21 protein-coding genes and 1 tRNA gene are annotated in these 17,071 nt (G+C 33.3%); 14 read left to right on the top strand and 8 right to left on the bottom strand.

The window, feature by feature from the left end; all coding sequences use genetic code 11:
- Positions 1 to 15: 15 nt before the first annotated feature.
- Together WDZ98_RS05440 and WDZ98_RS05445 are read right to left on the bottom strand one after the other, a co-directional pair.
- Positions 16 to 546, bottom strand: coding sequence for a hypothetical protein (locus WDZ98_RS05440; protein ID WP_368059193.1), 531 nt, complete (start codon positions 544 to 546; stop codon positions 16 to 18).
- A gap of 45 nt (positions 547 to 591) precedes the next feature.
- Positions 592 to 1,902: an HD domain-containing protein gene (locus WDZ98_RS05445; protein WP_368059191.1), complete on the bottom strand. Its 1,311-nt coding sequence runs from the start codon at positions 1,900 to 1,902 to the stop codon at positions 592 to 594.
- Positions 1,903 to 2,063: 161 nt separating this feature from the next.
- Here WDZ98_RS05445 and WDZ98_RS05450 point away from each other — a divergent pair, with 161 nt between their 5' ends.
- Complete coding sequence (locus WDZ98_RS05450; protein ID WP_368059189.1) at positions 2,064 to 2,495, top strand: hypothetical protein; 432 nt, start codon at positions 2,064 to 2,066, stop codon at positions 2,493 to 2,495.
- Positions 2,496 to 2,539: 44 nt separating this feature from the next.
- Positions 2,540 to 3,106, top strand: a complete 567-nt coding sequence (locus WDZ98_RS05455) for a DNA-3-methyladenine glycosylase I (protein WP_368059480.1) — start codon at positions 2,540 to 2,542, stop codon at positions 3,104 to 3,106.
- A 169-nt stretch (positions 3,107 to 3,275) separates the two neighbouring features.
- Here the strand turns inward: WDZ98_RS05455 and WDZ98_RS05460 are convergent, their stop codons facing one another.
- From WDZ98_RS05460 to WDZ98_RS05470, 3 genes are read right to left on the bottom strand one after another with little or no spacing between them, the layout of a single operon-like run.
- Positions 3,276 to 4,667, bottom strand: a complete 1,392-nt coding sequence (locus WDZ98_RS05460; RefSeq protein ID WP_368059187.1) for a hypothetical protein — start codon at positions 4,665 to 4,667, stop codon at positions 3,276 to 3,278.
- Positions 4,664 to 6,484 carry a restriction endonuclease subunit M gene (locus WDZ98_RS05465; protein WP_368059185.1) on the bottom strand — a complete coding sequence of 607 codons (1,821 nt, stop codon included), beginning with the start codon at positions 6,482 to 6,484 and terminating at the stop codon, positions 4,664 to 4,666. Before WDZ98_RS05465 ends, WDZ98_RS05460 begins: the two co-directional genes overlap by 4 nt.
- Before the next feature lie 4 nt (positions 6,485 to 6,488).
- Positions 6,489 to 6,629 (bottom strand): hypothetical protein, encoded by a 141-nt coding sequence (locus WDZ98_RS05470; RefSeq protein WP_368059183.1) that lies wholly within the window; start codon positions 6,627 to 6,629, stop codon positions 6,489 to 6,491.
- Positions 6,630 to 6,716: 87 nt separating this feature from the next.
- Between WDZ98_RS05470 and WDZ98_RS05475 the strand changes: the two genes are divergently transcribed.
- The 11 genes from WDZ98_RS05475 (at position 6,717) to WDZ98_RS05525 (ending at position 14,698) form a co-directional block, all read left to right on the top strand.
- Positions 6,717 to 6,878 (top strand): hypothetical protein, encoded by a 162-nt coding sequence (locus WDZ98_RS05475; protein WP_368059181.1) that lies wholly within the window; start codon positions 6,717 to 6,719, stop codon positions 6,876 to 6,878.
- A gap of 46 nt (positions 6,879 to 6,924) precedes the next feature.
- Complete coding sequence (locus tag WDZ98_RS05480; RefSeq protein WP_368059179.1) at positions 6,925 to 7,050, top strand: hypothetical protein; 126 nt, start codon at positions 6,925 to 6,927, stop codon at positions 7,048 to 7,050.
- A gap of 16 nt (positions 7,051 to 7,066) precedes the next feature.
- Positions 7,067 to 7,753: a hypothetical protein gene (locus tag WDZ98_RS05485; RefSeq protein WP_368059177.1), complete on the top strand. Its 687-nt coding sequence runs from the start codon at positions 7,067 to 7,069 to the stop codon at positions 7,751 to 7,753.
- Positions 7,754 to 7,863: 110 nt separating this feature from the next.
- Complete coding sequence (locus tag WDZ98_RS05490) at positions 7,864 to 9,384, top strand: hypothetical protein (protein ID WP_368059175.1); 1,521 nt, start codon at positions 7,864 to 7,866, stop codon at positions 9,382 to 9,384.
- A 221-nt stretch (positions 9,385 to 9,605) separates the two neighbouring features.
- Complete coding sequence (locus WDZ98_RS05495; RefSeq protein ID WP_368059173.1) at positions 9,606 to 9,836, top strand: LSM domain-containing protein; 231 nt, start codon at positions 9,606 to 9,608, stop codon at positions 9,834 to 9,836.
- A 44-nt stretch (positions 9,837 to 9,880) separates the two neighbouring features.
- Positions 9,881 to 11,062 (top strand): hypothetical protein, encoded by a 1,182-nt coding sequence (locus WDZ98_RS05500; protein WP_368059171.1) that lies wholly within the window; start codon positions 9,881 to 9,883, stop codon positions 11,060 to 11,062.
- Between the two features lie 81 nt (positions 11,063 to 11,143).
- Positions 11,144 to 12,727: a tetratricopeptide repeat protein gene (locus WDZ98_RS05505; protein WP_368059169.1), complete on the top strand. Its 1,584-nt coding sequence runs from the start codon at positions 11,144 to 11,146 to the stop codon at positions 12,725 to 12,727.
- A gap of 75 nt (positions 12,728 to 12,802) precedes the next feature.
- The gene (locus WDZ98_RS05510; RefSeq protein WP_368059167.1) at positions 12,803 to 13,126 is read left to right on the top strand and encodes a ribosomal L7Ae/L30e/S12e/Gadd45 family protein; all 324 of its coding nucleotides are present in this window, start codon (positions 12,803 to 12,805) and stop codon (positions 13,124 to 13,126) included.
- 64 nt (positions 13,127 to 13,190) lie between these two features.
- Positions 13,191 to 13,655: a NusA-like transcription termination signal-binding factor gene (locus tag WDZ98_RS05515; protein WP_368059165.1), complete on the top strand. Its 465-nt coding sequence runs from the start codon at positions 13,191 to 13,193 to the stop codon at positions 13,653 to 13,655.
- Positions 13,656 to 13,658: 3 nt separating this feature from the next.
- Positions 13,659 to 14,096, top strand: a complete 438-nt coding sequence (locus tag WDZ98_RS05520; RefSeq protein ID WP_368059163.1) for a 30S ribosomal protein S12 — start codon at positions 13,659 to 13,661, stop codon at positions 14,094 to 14,096.
- Between the two features lie 2 nt (positions 14,097 to 14,098).
- On the top strand, positions 14,099 to 14,698 hold the full coding sequence (locus WDZ98_RS05525) for a 30S ribosomal protein S7 (RefSeq protein ID WP_368059161.1): 600 nt from the start codon (positions 14,099 to 14,101) through the stop codon (positions 14,696 to 14,698).
- A 12-nt stretch (positions 14,699 to 14,710) separates the two neighbouring features.
- Here WDZ98_RS05525 and WDZ98_RS05530 read toward each other — a convergent pair.
- Positions 14,711 to 14,798: transfer RNA gene (locus WDZ98_RS05530), tRNA-Gln, on the bottom strand.
- A 66-nt stretch (positions 14,799 to 14,864) separates the two neighbouring features.
- Positions 14,865 to 15,185 (bottom strand): hypothetical protein, encoded by a 321-nt coding sequence (locus tag WDZ98_RS05535; protein ID WP_368059159.1) that lies wholly within the window; start codon positions 15,183 to 15,185, stop codon positions 14,865 to 14,867.
- A 35-nt stretch (positions 15,186 to 15,220) separates the two neighbouring features.
- Between WDZ98_RS05535 and WDZ98_RS05540 the strand changes: the two genes are divergently transcribed.
- A complete protein-coding gene (locus tag WDZ98_RS05540; RefSeq protein ID WP_368059157.1) occupies positions 15,221 to 15,925 on the top strand; it encodes a YkgJ family cysteine cluster protein in 705 nt (234 codons plus the stop codon).
- Here WDZ98_RS05540 and WDZ98_RS05545 read toward each other — a convergent pair.
- A complete protein-coding gene (locus WDZ98_RS05545) occupies positions 15,922 to 16,935 on the bottom strand; it encodes an NAD(P)/FAD-dependent oxidoreductase (RefSeq protein ID WP_368059155.1) in 1,014 nt (337 codons plus the stop codon). The two genes, WDZ98_RS05540 and WDZ98_RS05545, sit on opposite strands and share 4 nt — an antisense overlap.
- Between the last annotated feature and the right edge of the window lie 136 nt (positions 16,936 to 17,071).

Below are 17,071 nucleotides of genomic sequence, written 5' to 3' on the forward strand. Positions count from 1 at the left end.
AGGTAATTTTAATATCTAAAAATTATGTTCAGTTTTCCAACCATTCCATAAGTGATAGGCAGTTTCAACTTGTTCAGGGGAAAAATTGTCTTTGATGATGCCAACTTTAGCAAGCAAAGATTCTTGTGTAATTCCAGGTGTATTATTGTGAACATAATCCAAGGTCGCAGACAATTCAAGCTCATCACGAGTCCAAGTAGATAATTCTGCAAACAAGTCTACAGTTCTCTGAGTTTTATCTTCATCACACACATTATCCACAAACTCAGTAACAAATCGAGAACCATTTTGGGTTAGCTCATATTGATAAGGACCAAATCCAGGACGTGTTTCTTCTAATAATTCACCTCTAACAGTTTTCAATGTTGAAGCAAGATTTCTAGAATAAGGACCATAATAATGAAGACTATAATCGCCTACATCCCATCCAAGATATCTATCTGCAAAATAAATCATTTTTTGCAATTTAGTTCTACCAATATCATGATTTTCAACGCTTTGAATTGCCAAACATAAAAGACCCATACTTTCAATCAGTGTATTCATAACTTCTTATCCCCTTTACTCAACCTAATCAAGTTATTATTTATTCTAAGTGCCAACAATTTGTTTGACTCCAGGTAAAACTTCTTCGGGAATAAAAATACGGATCTTTTTATTTTCTATCTCACTTAATGTCTTAATGACTTTAGATCTACTGGAAATTTCTTGTAATTTATTATCATTAGGAGTCATAATGTGCCCAATTGGTGAAAAACCACCGTCTTCAAGCTCTTCTGGATTATACATATCGTATGCAGATTTTTCATAATTATCTTCAATATAATAATAATCTTCAGAAAATCCAGCTGTTTTGACCAATTCAGGCAATTTTCCAATTTGGATTGCTCCTAGTTTAGTGTATTTTTCAGTAGAAAGAGAAACAGAAGATAAACGACGTCTCTCTAAAATGCGGATAGACAGATCTTTCAATATATCATCATTAGAATTTGTCCACTTATGAAATAATGCAGTACAGGAACTATCATCCATCTCATAAAGAAGTTCAGGAGTAGTTTTTGTATTAATATCCATTACACTGCTTAAATTAGTAATACTGTCATCTAATTTGGCAGCTCGTTTAAACACATTCTGAAGTAATAATTCCATACATCTAGAAAGTTTATGAAAGTAAACACCTTCGTACATCAAATGTCTACCTAAAATATAATTTTCAATAGCACCTATACCTTTATGATTAATGATGGCAGTGTCATTGAATGGATCTTTAGAATCCCCATGCCATATTTCCATAGTGTTAGCTATACGGTAAAGATCAATTCTACCGTAGTTTACACCAGTGAAATATGAATCTCTCATAAGGTAATCCAATCTGTCAGCATCAAGTTGACTACTGACTAGCTGAGACACTAATCGCCATTCTTTAGAATCAATGTGATTAATTAAATCACATACAGAGTGTGGATCAATACCATATTTTTTTAGAATGTCTGAGACTTCAGTATTAGTAATAATTGAACATGTCATTTCTTCATGAATAAATTTACCAACTGCTTTATCCAATATGCCTTCTGAAGCATGTGAAAAAGGGCCATGGCCTACATCGTGCAGTAATGCAGTAATTGCCCCAATCATACGTTTATTTTCTAAATCTGGAAAAACATTTTCTTCTTTTCTAGTGATGGCATCAAAAAGAATCAAAAATACATGCATGACTCCCAAACAATGAGCAAATCTACTATGTGTAGCGTTAGGATAAACATTTGAAGTTGGACCTAGTTGAGCTAATCGTCGTAATCGTTGAAAATATTTTGACTCAACTAACTCTTCGATGACAGGGTACACAGAAATATTGATGAATCCATGAATCGGATCCATAATCATAGTCTCTTTTTTTGTCAATCTTAAAGTAAGAACATATGTATTTGATTATTAAGTTATCATCTAATAATCAATCAAAAATATGCCCAATACTACATCATAAATAAAATAGGATCCTCATGGTTCTGTAGCTTTGTAGCTTTTGAGATGTTCTTTAAATAATATTTTGACGTCTTTTTTTTATGGACATTGAAAAATTACTTGAAAGAGCAGAAGAGCTTGGACATACTGTAGCACCGTTCAGTGTGGGGGAAAGGGAAAGCGCAGTAGAGCTCATTTTCACAACGTACCAAAAACCTCTGGAGGTTGGATTTGTAAAATCAATTTTATCTCAGGCTGGCATAGACGCACCGAATCTCAACAACACGCTTCACATGATGAAGAGGGCTGGTAAGATTAAGAACGTGAGCCGTGGAGTGTACAAGGCAACGGCGACAGAACCCAACATCGTTAACGCAAGAGTTCACAAAAAATTCCTCGACAGCATGGGACAGATGTTTGCTCTGAAAAAAGAAATCTCTCAGAGGGAAGACGACATTGAGAAACTGCAGGGTAAAGTGGATGATATGCGCCGTGAGAAGCGAGCGTTCAAGCAAACATCAGATGAAGTTTAACTCATCTTTTTTTACTGCTGTATCTGTTAGATTTTATGATTGACGTGGTAACCAGATGCGACTGGGTAAAGGAAGGCATCCACCAAAAGTACCACGACACCGAGTGGGGAGTTCCTCTACATCGCGACAGAAAACTCTTCGAGTTCTTGTTGCTTGGCGGTGCGCAAGCTGGTCTTTCCTGGATAACCATCCTGAAAAGAAGGGATGCGTATCGAAAAGCCTTTGACAACTTTGATCCGGAAAAAATCTGCAAGTACAAAAAAGGTGACGTGAATTCCATCTTGAAAGACGAAGAAATAATCCGGAACAGAAAGAAGGTGGAATCGTTTGTGAACAACGCAAAGAGATTTCTCGAGGTGAAAGATGAGTTTGGAAAGTTTGATAGTTACATCTGGGGGTTGGTTGGTTGTAAAACTAAAGTGAACAAATTCAAAACTTGGAACGATATTCCTACCGTGAGTCGAGAATCTGAGGAGATGAGTGTGGATTTGAAGAAAAGGGGATTTACATTTATGGGGCCCACAATATGCTACGCCTTCATGCAGACAGCTGGAATGGTAAATGATCATATTGTAACCTGCTATAGACACAAGCAAGTGGGCAAGATCTAATTTTTCAAGAGTTTCAGAACTAAGTTGAACACGGGTTGCATGAATGAATTTAGCATTATCTGTTTAGTTTCGTTTTCGCTAATTGGGTACGCTACACCTTCTTAATTTCTACTTTTTCCTCATTGTCCATATCTGCAGAGCATGGTATGTCAAATTCAATCTATTCACTTTATAATGTAGTAAGAGATGTTTCCAAAAAATTTAGAGATTTTTGTAAATTTATGACATATTTTTTCCTTAATGAAATACTTTCTTTTTCAAATTTTTTATACTCATTAACTATCTTTTTTAAAATAACAGGATCAGGATTGGGAATCAGAATTTTTTTTAAATTATTTTTATTAATTGAAGGCATAATTGATCCTGTCAAATATTTAATCAATTGATATTGCCCGTATTTAGATATGAGAAATAATTTAATAAATTCACGCCAATATTGATCCGATATGTCTAGTTTGATAAAACCTGTACTTCCTACAGTGCCGTTATACTTCTTAGATACCTGAAAAATGGAATTAAGAGAACCTCCCAATGTGGGAATCAAAAGATCATTTGTTTGTAACATTAATTTGGCACGAGAAGGTGAATCTTCTCCCGATATAGAACTAAAAGAAATAACTTCATTTGTTTCAGTATCGATATCTTGTAATTGTATATATTTAAAATAATTTTTCAAGAAAATACTTTTGGGATTTATCTTATCTGTGGGAAATTTAGATTTTTGTTGAAGGGTAACAACGTCAAATTTCCCTTCATGTAGATTGGTTTCTAATTTTTCATAAATTGGACTATGATGTCTTACATCTAATCTATCAGAAGGTAGTTGTTTTGAAAAAATAAGATCTGCCGATTCATCAATTTCAGTTAAACCTAATCTTACTTGCATATCTGAAAAGAATTTTGTTCGAATTAAAGAAATTTCTTCTAAAATTTTATTATTTTTTTTCCTAGCATTCAAAATTTCTTTGACAATTTTAGTTTCTAATTTTTCTGAAATATGGGGGATTTCTATTGTTTTGATATCTTCAAGATGTAAGTCTGGTGTCCCAATCCCTTTATTCCTCCTTTCAGTTTGTAATAGCCCAAATTTACTATTGAGAAACATTTCGACAAAATATGGGCTGTACTGTGGAAGTAATCTAATCAGTGCAATTGAAACATAGATGTGAAGGGGCCGGTCTTGATCCACTACAGCAGCTTCACGTGGTCCTACTCCAATTTTGCGTATTAAAATATCTCCTTTGATTGTTTGAGTTTTTTTATTTTCTTCATGAAATTCAACAGAAACATGTTTAGATCTGTCATAATTGATATTTCCAATAGTCACATCTCCTTTTTGAAGGAAAGGAATTCCTACTTCAACAAAGCTAGGTGTTTGATGTGGTCCATCTTTTACTAGAACTGACATGTTTTCAATTGAATCCAAAGAAAAAGATTTTCTTAAAAATTTTAGATTCTGAAGATATTCTGGTTTGTAATAATGCACATCTATTCTTTTATCAAATTCTAATTCTTTTAAATTAATGATAAAAATGAGAGGATCTTTTAAAATATTTTTCATTTTACAACACTAAAATCATTATATGCATCTAAAACTGTTGGCAGATCATTTTTTGAGATTTCTTTTCCCTGTGCATCATATCCTATATTGTTGATATTTGCCATGAAAATTTTATAATCTTTGATTTGTTCCCCTTCTGCATATTTTCTTAAAAATAAAATAGATGTTTTAACTCCTGTACCGTATGGAGTAAATGTAAGATTAGGTAAAGAAATAATGGCATTTATTTGACATTTTTCTTTAATATAATCCCGAACGTATTTGGATTTAGAATTACTTAGTATTCCATCAGGTATAATTATTGCAATTCGTCCCGTTCCTGGTTTCACTAAATCAATACAACGTTCTAAAAAGAGTATTTCGGTTTTTTGAGATACTCTAATTTTTTTATTTTTATTTTTTCCTAAATGATATGTTTTCACATATGGCTTATCTTTAGATTTTATTGATCCTCCAAAAGGAGGATTAGTCATTAATAATGAAAATTTATTTTTATGAATATCTTTTTTAGGATCAAATTTTTGAAAATCTTTCAGTGCATCCCCCTCTTCAATATTTGTATGCCCATCGTTATGCAAAATCATATTCATCATCGAGATAACTGATAATTGTGCATTAAGTTCTATTCCATACACATTTAATTTTGCAAAATCTTTCCATCGATCGTTAGCATTTTTTTCACCTAATTTTTCAATTAAATCTATTCTAACTTGATCAATGGTATTTGAAAGAAATCCTCCTGATCCGCATGCAGGATCAATTATTACGTCGTCTTCAGTGGGCTTCATCATATCTACAATAAACCTTACAATTTGACGAGGGGTAAAATATTGGCCCATCTGTCCTCTAAAAACACCTCCTAGGAATTTCTCAAATGCTAATCCTTTTGCATCTAAATCTGTTTCATGCAAAGATATGCCTTGCAATATTTGCACAATGTTGTAGATAATGGTATTATCTACCTTAATTGGTTCTTTGAAAACATCATCGTCTTTAATGTTGGCGCGTTTATAAATCTCCTTTATTCTAAGTCCAACATCTTTGGCAGATTCATGAGTTCCTAACTGAAATCCATAATAACTATTGCGAGAAGTTAAAAATCTTTCATCATATATTTTTGCAAACATCAATTTACTCATTTCATCAAACGCCTCAGCTGGATTTCTTTTTCCATCTTCCCAAAGTATGTTATGGCATTGATCAAATTTTTTGAGCAATTCTTCTAAATTGACAATTTTAATTTCATTTTTTGGATGTTCTTTTTGATAAAGATATTTTAGTTCTTTTCCATAATTTATGGGGATATCTGCAACTACATTTTTTATTCTTTCAGTAGATGCAAATTCAGATACATTATAAGCAGTTCTTATAGTTCCAGATATTGCCATACAATATTTTACACGTAAACTATTTGCATTGCCAAAAGCTTGTTCAATTGATTGTGAATACTCCGCAGGTGTAATGCCATCTTTTTTTATTTCAATTACAATATAGGGCACGGTTTCTTCACTTTTACTATAAACAACAATATCTGCAAAATCTGACGGAGTTCTTCTTGGAACTACCACTTCAAAATTAATGTGCTTAGGTGAATATCGATAATTTGAAATTAATTCTACATAAACTGCTCCTCTAACTATTTCTTCTGGATGTAAAAGGTATTCTTTTCCTTGATCAACATAATTAACTTTATTTTTATTAATTTTGAAGTATTTTTTTTCAAGTCCATTAATGAATAAATTTTTTATAGATATTGGAAGAGATTGATGATTGGGAAAAGCATCCTCAAATTGTCTTTGATAATCTCTACTACTCATGATGTCATTCCCAAATCACATCAAATTTATTTTTATAAAAACCATTAATTGCTGAAATATTTCTTGTAATGACCCGCCAATTCCGCTTCTTTGACCCTGGGGGAATTGAATTTTTCAGTGCCTCAGCCAACACAAGTTGAGACAACTATACCACCTCCACCAAATAACCCACAACCAACTGAGGCTCAACACGCTTAAGTTCACATAAATCAAAATAGTTCGTGAATGCAAGTTGACTCAAAAACCTGAAGATGAAGCAAAAAAAATCTTAGAAGTCGTTGACAAGTACTTTCCAAAAATCTTTGATGGCAAACAGTCAATCACCTGGTTAAGAAAACACACAACACAGGGAGGACAGATACAACAGCGAACCAGGCTACAAAAAGTGGTTTGATGAATACTATCCAGATTACTCCTCGATTTATGAGGCAGTAGGTAAAATGCAGCCTGTTCCAGAATGGATAAAAAATAACGCCAAATGGTGGACAGAAGGAAAGATTTCTGAGGACGAATTTGTAAAGGGGTTGGAATACCTGGTTAAGGAAAAAATTGTTAATGTAAATTAGATGGAAATTTATGAATATGGCCAACAAAAATCCTAACAATTTAAGAAATTCACTCGTGTATATTCTAGGAATTACATATGTCGTATGTGTGGCGATAATTGCATTAGTAAATCACTTCACTTCTCTTAACACTGTTGAAATTGAAAATGGACAATGGCTGGATATTCAAAATTGGGTTTCGATGGTTGTTACTTTGATAATCCCACTGGGCGTAGCAATTGTTTTTTGGAAATATTCTCACTTTCATCAGAAAGAATCATCTGATATTTTGAAAGAATCTACAATTCGTAGAAATAAAAAGCGAGATATAATATTTCCACGAATTGCACTCCATCTTGATCTTACAAAACAATATCTTGATGAGAAAAATTTTGAATTAGCTAATCAAAGATTTGTACAAGCAATTTCTATGATCTTTGCTTTTGAAGAATCTCTTGATTCTGATGAATTAAATAATTTAGTTGAAGTTTTAGAGGTTGGGAAAGTGTTTAGCGAAAATAAAGGTTATTTTCCTATGCTAAGTCAAGGCGTATTTCCATCTGTATTTACTTCAATTCCTGCAAATATCGCCACTTTTTCACCTCAACTAGAATCTCAAATTCTGTATTTTTCAAACCCTCCAAAAAAACTAGAGATGTGTTATTGTGGAAATGAACTACCATGCGACATTCATGCGAATCAACCATCGAAAAAACTAGACTGAGTCGTTCTTCCTGAATCTCCTCTTTGAAAATGCCTAAACGTGACACAATATTTCTGGCATTCACATGATCTAAGAAAAGATAAAAACAACATATCCCAAGTTATGAGTATATGAAGTATCTGTTGTTTCCTCTCCTTTTGCTTCTCTCTGTTTCACTCCCATTAGCGTTTTCAGACGCTGAACAGCAAATGGAATTTGACCAAAAGATTGAAGTAGCGTTAACTCAAGTTAGAGCGATTTCTGATATTTTAGAAAATGACTATTTGACTTCTGATGCTCTTGCTATCTCACACAGTGTTGAATCCGTAAACAAAATGCTGAAATCTGAACTATCTAGCATGACCTCATCTGATGTTGTAAAGAACAAGGAAAGCGTATCTAAACTAGTCGAACTTCAGCAAGAGTACATCGACATACAAAATTCTGTGAGATCTACACTTGACTCTGAAGATCTGTCGCCTGAAACACTGACTAATTTAACTAATTTGTCGGACACTGCAAAAACATCTGAAATTGCAATTGTTGAATTTATTGCAAGTGGTTACGCTGACGCTGCCCCTGCAAAAATTTTTCCCTCTGTTCAAAAGATAACTTTGACCTACTACATCAATGACGGTTTCAAAAATCTATACGGAGCAGATGCCCAGCCTGTGAAATTTTCTCTTATCAACTCCACGAATGTTCAGCCCAAAGACCTATCCGTGGTGTTTACCGAGCTCATCAACAGGGATGAAGTTCGTTTTGTGGGGTCAACATCTGATACCAAGTACAATGATCAAAAACTACACATATCAAAAAGCTCACGTGGGATAACTCACATCTCGTACGATGTATTTGGAGAGAAAAATTCTGGATTCAAGTACGAGGGAACATACGTTGGAAAAATCTACATAACTGGTAGTAATTTTGACACTCAAGCAATTGACGTAGAGATAACCGCAAAGGAAAATCCTTGGAATTTATTCTACATCGCCTGGATTGGCATAGGCCTATCTGCTCTGGCTGGTTTTGGTTTCACAGTACATGAGAAAAGATCTCAGAAAAAAAGCAAAGATCAGACTGACAGCGAAATCATAGGCATCATCAATCTATACATCGAAAGGTGGAACGGATTGAGCACACTATTGCAAAGTAATAACTGGTCAGCAATTTGCAAAATGGCTACCCAAACTATTAACAACGTAATATCTAAACGAGATAAGCTAAAGCTGAATCCTGACGATGTAGATGTCAAGTGGTTTGAGAGATTTGATTCTGAAATAGATAAGAAGATTATTCATGGCATGGAGTTAATGAAATCCACTGAAACTCTTGATGTCATATTAAAGCCAAACGATGCAGACAACATTGCTACTTTTCCATCTGAAAAACAGGAGTTAATTCGTGCAATGATGGCGGCAAGAACGCAATCTGCAAAAGACCAAATCAAAGAAAAAGCAAAGTCTGAATTCAATGGAAAGAAAGTCTTCTACTTTGTTTCCACGGCTATCATAGCACTACCCTCATCTGTCTTTTTGGCTGACACATTTGTTGGAGCTTCCTGGCTAAACTATGCGATATTCTTTGCAACCGGATTTGGCATCTACAGAATTCAAGATATTGCGACTGCCCTGTATCCAAAAAAGAGTTAAGCGAATAATTCACTAACGTATTTTCTGCTACATGTTGACTGACACAACTGGTATCCAAGATAGATTTGAAAATGCCTAAATATGGTAGAATCAGGTCGGAATTGTAGAAAAATTGCTCGATCTTTTAGACATTTCATTTAACAAGTATACGGAAACTAACCACTTGTACATGCAAGTAAGTAAGAAAAAATAGGAGTAATAGTTAGAATTAGGTAATACTTATGGCAGATGAAATTTCAACTTTAATGAATAATAGCAAAGACAAAGTAATTTTGCTTAGATTGAGAAATACTCAAACTATCCAAGGCATCCTCAAGGATTTTGACATTCATATGAATTTGACACTAGAAGATGCAGAAGATGTCTCTGATGAAAAACACGTGGGCATAGGAAAAATTTTGTTACGTGGTGATAATATTTTGGCAGTTTCGCTTCCTGAAGAAGAATCCTAAAACTTTTCATTAAACATTAAATTCGTTATGTACTAATTTTTAACATGCCCTTATTTTTGCTACTTTTGTCATTGATTATCTTTCCTGCATTTGGAGAATCAATTCCTAATTATGATGACCCTTACTCTCCAATTTTTACCGATAAACCCGTTTACACTTGGACTGATAAAATCAAAATGACCATAATATCGCCAAGCTGGAATACTGACACACATTTGATTGATTCAATTGGAAATACTGAAGATCATCCAATCAAAATTGCTGCTTCTGATTATTTTCTGAAACCCTATAGATTCACTGAAACAGATGTAAATTCAGGAATCTTCACTGCAGAAGTTGTGCTTACTGGTTTTTCTCATGATGTAGATGGTGATGGTAAAACAGATACCACTCCTAGAACATTTGGCAACGGTCCTACTAGTGGATTTTTAGAAGTCGATAGAGATTCTGCAATAACTATTTCGTTTGAATTTGCAAATGGAGTTGTATTGACCAAATCTGTTCCTGTAAGTTGGAATCTTGGCACAATTGATTTTTTAAATGAACCTATTTTTTCAGAGAACTCTGTAACAATTCGTATAGTTGATGCAGATATGAATTTGAATCCTGAAGCAATAGATCATCTGCAAATACATGTTATATCAGATTCTGATGTTGCAGGGATAACTGTGAATGCAATCGAAACATCCGAAAATTCTGGATATTTTGTTGCCGTTGTTTCATTATCTCAAAATTCACCATCCAGTGGAAATAGACTCTATGTTTTATCTGGAGATGAAATATCTGCTAAATACAATGATCACACATTACCAAAACCGTTTTCAAAGTCAGATAATTTAGAAATTAAAACCTCTACAAGTGTTGATTCGTCTATACCACCACTTGAACGACTGAATAATTCTCCTCCTAAATTCTCAGATAGTTTTGGTAAAACTTTAGAATCGTTTTCATCAAATGTTCAAATGCAAATAGTTGGAACAATTAAAAATGATCATAACTTTAAACAAAAATTTGTTTACATCTTTCAAGTAAAAAATACAAATAATTACATTGAATCTATTTCGTGGATTCAAGGTGAAATATCTCCTCAACAAAGTTTAGATGTTTCTCAATCTTGGATCCCTCCAAAATCTGGGATGTATGAAGTTGAAACATTTGTCTGGAATTCATTTGATGATCCTATGACACTTTCTCCCTCGATGTCCACTGTGATCTCAGTTGGATGAAAAGTATGATTCCTACGTGATTATTAAATAGAAAATTACGTTTTTACACGTGTGTTAGGATATCTGTTAGGGATTATAGTAGTGTCAACCGTACTATCTCCGTTACTTTTCACAGATGTTTTTGCAGATTCATTTACTGTAAATTTTGACAATTCATCATATGATTTGGGTGATTCACTAACTGTTTCAGGTAATATTTTAGAAATTAGTATGCCTGTCATTGCAATGAGTATCTATGATCCCGATGGAAAAATATTGTCTGCTAACAACTTGGAAATTTCTTCTGAAAAAACATTCAGTAAAACTATTTCACTAGATTCTCCATTTTATGAAAAAACTGGTAAATATCTGATAAAGTTCGACTATGGGCAACTTTCTCAGAATCATTATTTTGTAATTGAGAGTGAAGTTGTAGAGTCTGAAACTTTGACTGATGTGTTTGATGAACCTGAAATTCTTCTTCTTTACACTGAGCAAAAACACTACACTGATAAAGACATAATCAAAATAGCTGGATTAATTTCAGCATTAGATTCTCCAACTGTATTAATTGGAATTTATGATCCTTTTGGAATGCCCGCTGGATTTTATTTTGCACCTGTTGATTCTAACTTGGAATTTTCTACAAGCTTTCTTGTAAAGGCTGGAGTAAATTTTAGAGTTGATGGGATATATTCAATAAAAGCACATTATGCAGAAACTGAAGCAACATCTTTTTTTGAATATTCAGAAATTACTCAAAATGATGATACAACACAAAATCCTACAAATGACACACCAAAAGAATCCACCGATGATAATTCATCCATAATAAATGATGATACAACACAAAATCCTACAAATGACACACCAAAAGAATCCAGTTCTGAAAATAACTCTTCAATAATTAATACTGAAAAAACTAATTCAGATTATAACACTCCAATAAAAAATAATTCTGAAGTTATTGTTAAAAAAATAAACAGTTTATCTGACAAAGAACCTGAAATAATCTCAGAAAAAATTGCATATCCACCTAAAATAAAAAAACAAAATAATTTGACTGTCGAGGATATTGAATTGGGCGTATTACTTAATCAAATTAATTTAAAGTGTGATTCCAGTATTTACGCTGACACTATTTCATATTATGATGGGATGGGCCCCGCTTTGTATCGATTATGTAAGTTTGACAGTTCGTTGAATTTTTTTAATGAATCCTTGTCCGATAACCCTTACGATGTGGAAATTCTTGTCAACAAAGGTTCAACTCTAGGAAAACTTGGTTATTATTCTGAAGCGATACTGTACTATGATCAAGCTATTCATATCAATCCTGATTTCTTGCCTGCAAAAAACAACAAAGCAAATGCCCTTGCCATGTTAGAACATTTTGACGATGCTGTTTTATTGTATAATGAGATATTGGAACAAAATCCTAACTATAGCACAGCCAAGAACAATCTCGACATTGTTTTATCAAAAAATTCAAATTTTTCTAATGGATCATCAGAATCAAATATTAAAAATGTGGACTATTCTGAATTATCTCTATCTAAAAAACTTACTTCACAAAATCTCGAAATAACTGATGCAAATTCTGAAAAATTGAAACCTAGTAATTTTTTAGATGAAATAGGTACTGTATTTTCAACTTTGGGTTCTCTGTTTGGTTTTCTAAACTAATTTTTAATTATTATACTCTCAATTTTTCAATAAACCTATAAAGCCCTATCAAGACGATCGACATAAGGAAACCACATGAGTAAGATACTTGAAAAATCATTAAGGGATGCTCGTAAAGAAGATAAATTGACAATGGGCACTAAACAAGTTTTAAACTCTGTAAAAAATTCTAAGCTGATTGTATTGTCTCAATCCATTAAGAAAAAAACATTTGAGCAAATTGAATCCGATGCAAAAAAAGAAAAAATACCTTTGGTTAACTTTCAAGGAACATCAGTCGCATTAGGCAGATTATGCGGCTTACAATTCAGAATTTCGACAATTTCATTTACTTCTTTAGACGATGCAAGCATCAAATCAATTTTAAAAGATACAACAGTTGAGGAAAAAAATGATTAATTGCATTTTATTTAATGAAAGTTTAAATGAGACATTTTTTGTTCGGAGTTAAATAGGAATTCTAATGACACAATCCATAAAACTTTCAACTGATCAAATGCGAATGATGTCTCTCTTTCAAAATGTTACAGGTGCAACTGCTCGTGATTGTGTAGAAGATGAAAAACAGGATAGAGTAATTTTTGTAGTTAATTCTGGTAAGATGGGGCTTGCAATTGGTAAAGGTGGCATTCATATCAAATCACTACAAAATATTGTTAAACGAAATGTTGAATTGGTAGAATTTGATGACGATCCAGTAAAATTTCTCTCCAACTTGCTAAATTCTAAACTAATTTCTGAAGTAAAAATAAATAAACGAGCTGATGGAACAAAACAGGCAATAGTTATGGTAGATCCAAGAAAAAAAGGAATTGTGGTTGGAAGAGAAGGTAGGAATGCAGAGAAAGCACGATTACTTGCAAAACGATATTTTGATATTAGTAGTGTATTGATTAATAGCCCTGAACGTGCAACCTTGGAGATGTAGTGTATGAGAAAATCACCACTTGGATTATTTGCTGGCAGAGTTCTTACAACTAAAAAGAAGAGACAGAGATGGGCAATCTCTACTTACAAAAGAAGAAAATTAGGCATTGATAAAAAATCTGATCCTCTTGGAGGTGCACCACAAGCTCGTGGTATTGTTTTAGAAAAAGTTGGTATTGCAGCAAAACAGCCAAACTCCGCTGTTAGAAAATGTGTTCGAGTTCAACTAATTAAAAACGGAAAAACAGTTACAGCATTTTTACCAAGAGACGGTGCAATGAACTTTATTGATGAACATGATGAAGTACACATTCAAGGTATGGGTGCAACTCAAGGTGGTGCAATGGGAGATATTCCTGGAGTTAGATTCAAAGTTTTCAAAGTTAACGGTACATCCCTTCATGAATTAGTAATTGGTAAGAAGGAGAAACCAAGGAGATAGAAATGGCTGAAACAAAAAATCTATTATTATTCAGAAAATGGGATCTATCCAATATTGAAGTTAAAGATCCTGGATTAAAATCTGCAATATCTTTGAAAAAACAAATCTTACCTTATACATATGGCCGTTCAGCACTAAAAAGATTCAACAAAGCTGAGGTTAACATTGTTGAAAGATTAATCAACAAGACAATGCACTTTGGAAAAAAATATTCCAAGAATACTGGTCGAATGACTGGTAAGAAAGCTAAATTACTTAACACCGTAAAAACTGCTTTTGATATTATTGCATTAAAGACTGGTCAAAATCCAGTTGAGATTCTAGTACGAGCAGTAGAATTTTCTGCACCAAATGAGGATACAACTAGAATAGTGTATGGTGGCACTGTTTACCATGTTTCAGTAGATGTTGCTCCAATTAGACGAGTCGATTTAGCTTTAAAATTTATTGCGGACGCTATCAAAGAATCTACTTTTTCAAATCCAAAACCAATTGAAGAACATATGGCTGAACAATTAATGCTTGCAGCAGCAAATGATCCTAACGCTCCTTCTGTAAAGAAAAAGAACGAGTTAGAGCGTATCGCACAAGCATCTAGATAGAAATTTTTCCAGTAGCCCGAGGCAGATTCGAACTGCCGTCTCCGCCTATCCACTCTTGAGATCCAGAGGGCAGAATCCTTGACCGCTAGACTATCGGGCTACTAGAAGAAATTTTGATGTTTTAGCATATATTCATTTGTTGTTCTATATGATATTTTTTGAAAAATTATTTTATTCTAACTTCATGTATAGCAGTTGCATAATCACATTCTGCTTTTAATCTCATATATGGAATTAATCTGAAATGAATTGAATAAATGTCTCTTTCTTTTAACAAAATTCCTTTTTGTATTAACGAAACTAATCCTCTTGATGCAATCGTAATTGTAATATTTTTCTTCTCGCATATTTGTTCTCGTTTCATTTGAAATTGTTTTAATGAAAATGCAACATCATTAATTTCTAAAATTAAAGGCCAAATTATCTCACTCCATACAAATCTTCGATTCTCTGTGGCTGAGGCATATTTTCCTTTTTCACTCAACATTAATAACATCTGCAAAAGATGTTATAACTTAATAGTTGTCTCAAAATGAAATTGAAGAATCATTGAATTTATTAGAAAAAGATTGGGATGTTGATCCAATTCTTCGAAAATTCATGTTGGGTAAAATTACCGACATATCTGACTATCCAATTAAAGTCAAAGATGTTGTTTTTCATGTGCCTTATCTTAACTCTGAAAAAAAATTTATCTTGTGGAAATGTTTTTGGCCTGATTGCCATAATTGTTGTGACAGGCAAGGCAGACTTCCATTAACCTCTGATGATTTGATTATTATCGGTAGGGGCTTGAAATACAAAAAATCATCAGATTTCATAAAAAATGAAACTTTGACTGTAACGTATCAGGAACCTGGCCCTTCAGGTCAATTAACTACAATGACTACCATTAATTTGAAAAGAAAATTAAATGAAACTGAATCTGATGATGGGACTCATATCTCATGTAGGTTTTTAGATGATAAAGGAGGTTGTAGTATGCATCCAGATAGACCTGGAGTATGCTATCTATACCCATTTTCAAGTTGGCTTGAAAATGAAAAAGGAAAAGCACGGGTACACGCAACTTATCAATTTACTGGTGACTGTCCAGGATTTTATCTTGCAGAGACATTGGATTCTATGAAAGAGGAATTCAAAGAATATTCTAAAACAATTTATGATTACAACATGGCTTCAAACAGAACCAATCGAGAAGGATTTGGGTCAGTTAGTTTTAGTTAGGCTTTAGCTACTTTTATCAAATCTGCTATCTTGATGTTCATACCAAATCTATCTTCATTCTTTTTCATGTATCTAAATATTGCAATAAAATCTGGCAATGCTTTGAGAAAACTAAAGTCTTTTTGAATTTTAGCTCTTACAAAATTAAATACTTTGGCATACACTTTGTAATGTTTTTCTATTGCTTTCTCATATGCTTTGAAATCATGCATGTTCTCCAAGAAAATTTCTACACACTGCATTGATGGAATTATGCCTTCACCTAATAATGCATACACTGTTCCAATTGACTCTCCTACTCCTACTACTTTTCCTGAATAGTAGGGTTTGCATTTATCTGGAGTTGCCAATCTAATTGGGCGTCCTTTAGTTGCAATCACTTTTCCTCCGTGCTTTTGTAAAAATTCATCGGTTGCTTTGATGTGATTTTTATTGTAATCCCCAGCTCCAATATGTGCACATTTTTCACCTAATGGGAAATACCAAAAGTATCCTGACATTCCTGGAAATGGTTCAATGTAAAAGTCATCATATGGTACGCCATTCTCATACTCCACTTTGTATTCATATGTGGGTAAGAAAAAATCTTCTTTTAACTTGGGGAGATAAACTCGGTTAAAACCCGTACAATCTACAATCATGTCATACTCTTTTTCCAGATCCTCTAATTTTGGCGCTTGACCGTAAACTATCTTGGAATCCTTTATGAAATCTTTAATCAATCCTAGTTTGTTATATGTGCACAATCCTTTCAATCCGATATCAAATTTTACATCATCATTCATTTTGACATGCATATTTTTTCCATCATGGATTAGAAAATCATCAAAGTTCCTACCTGTCTTCTTGCAAAAATCTTCTAGCACCGGTTTGATGGTTCCCCATGCACAAATTGAATCATGTTTTTCTTCAACGTTTCTTTCATATCCGACAACTTCGTGTTCTGAATCTTTTAGTCTGGCCATAAGATAAGAGCCTGCTACACCCATGCCCATTACTGCTATCTTCAAGATATTCAGAAATCGAATCACGCCTAATAAATACACTATCTGAAAATCATGCTAGTGCATTTTCATTAGTAGGAAAAAGTAGTGTTAGTTAAATATCGAAATTACATATTTAATTTGAAAAGGTAGTCTCTCGTCT

It is taken from the genome of Candidatus Nitrosopumilus sp. (assembly GCF_040878665.1).
Classification (GTDB): domain Archaea; phylum Thermoproteota; class Nitrososphaeria; order Nitrososphaerales; family Nitrosopumilaceae; genus Nitrosopumilus.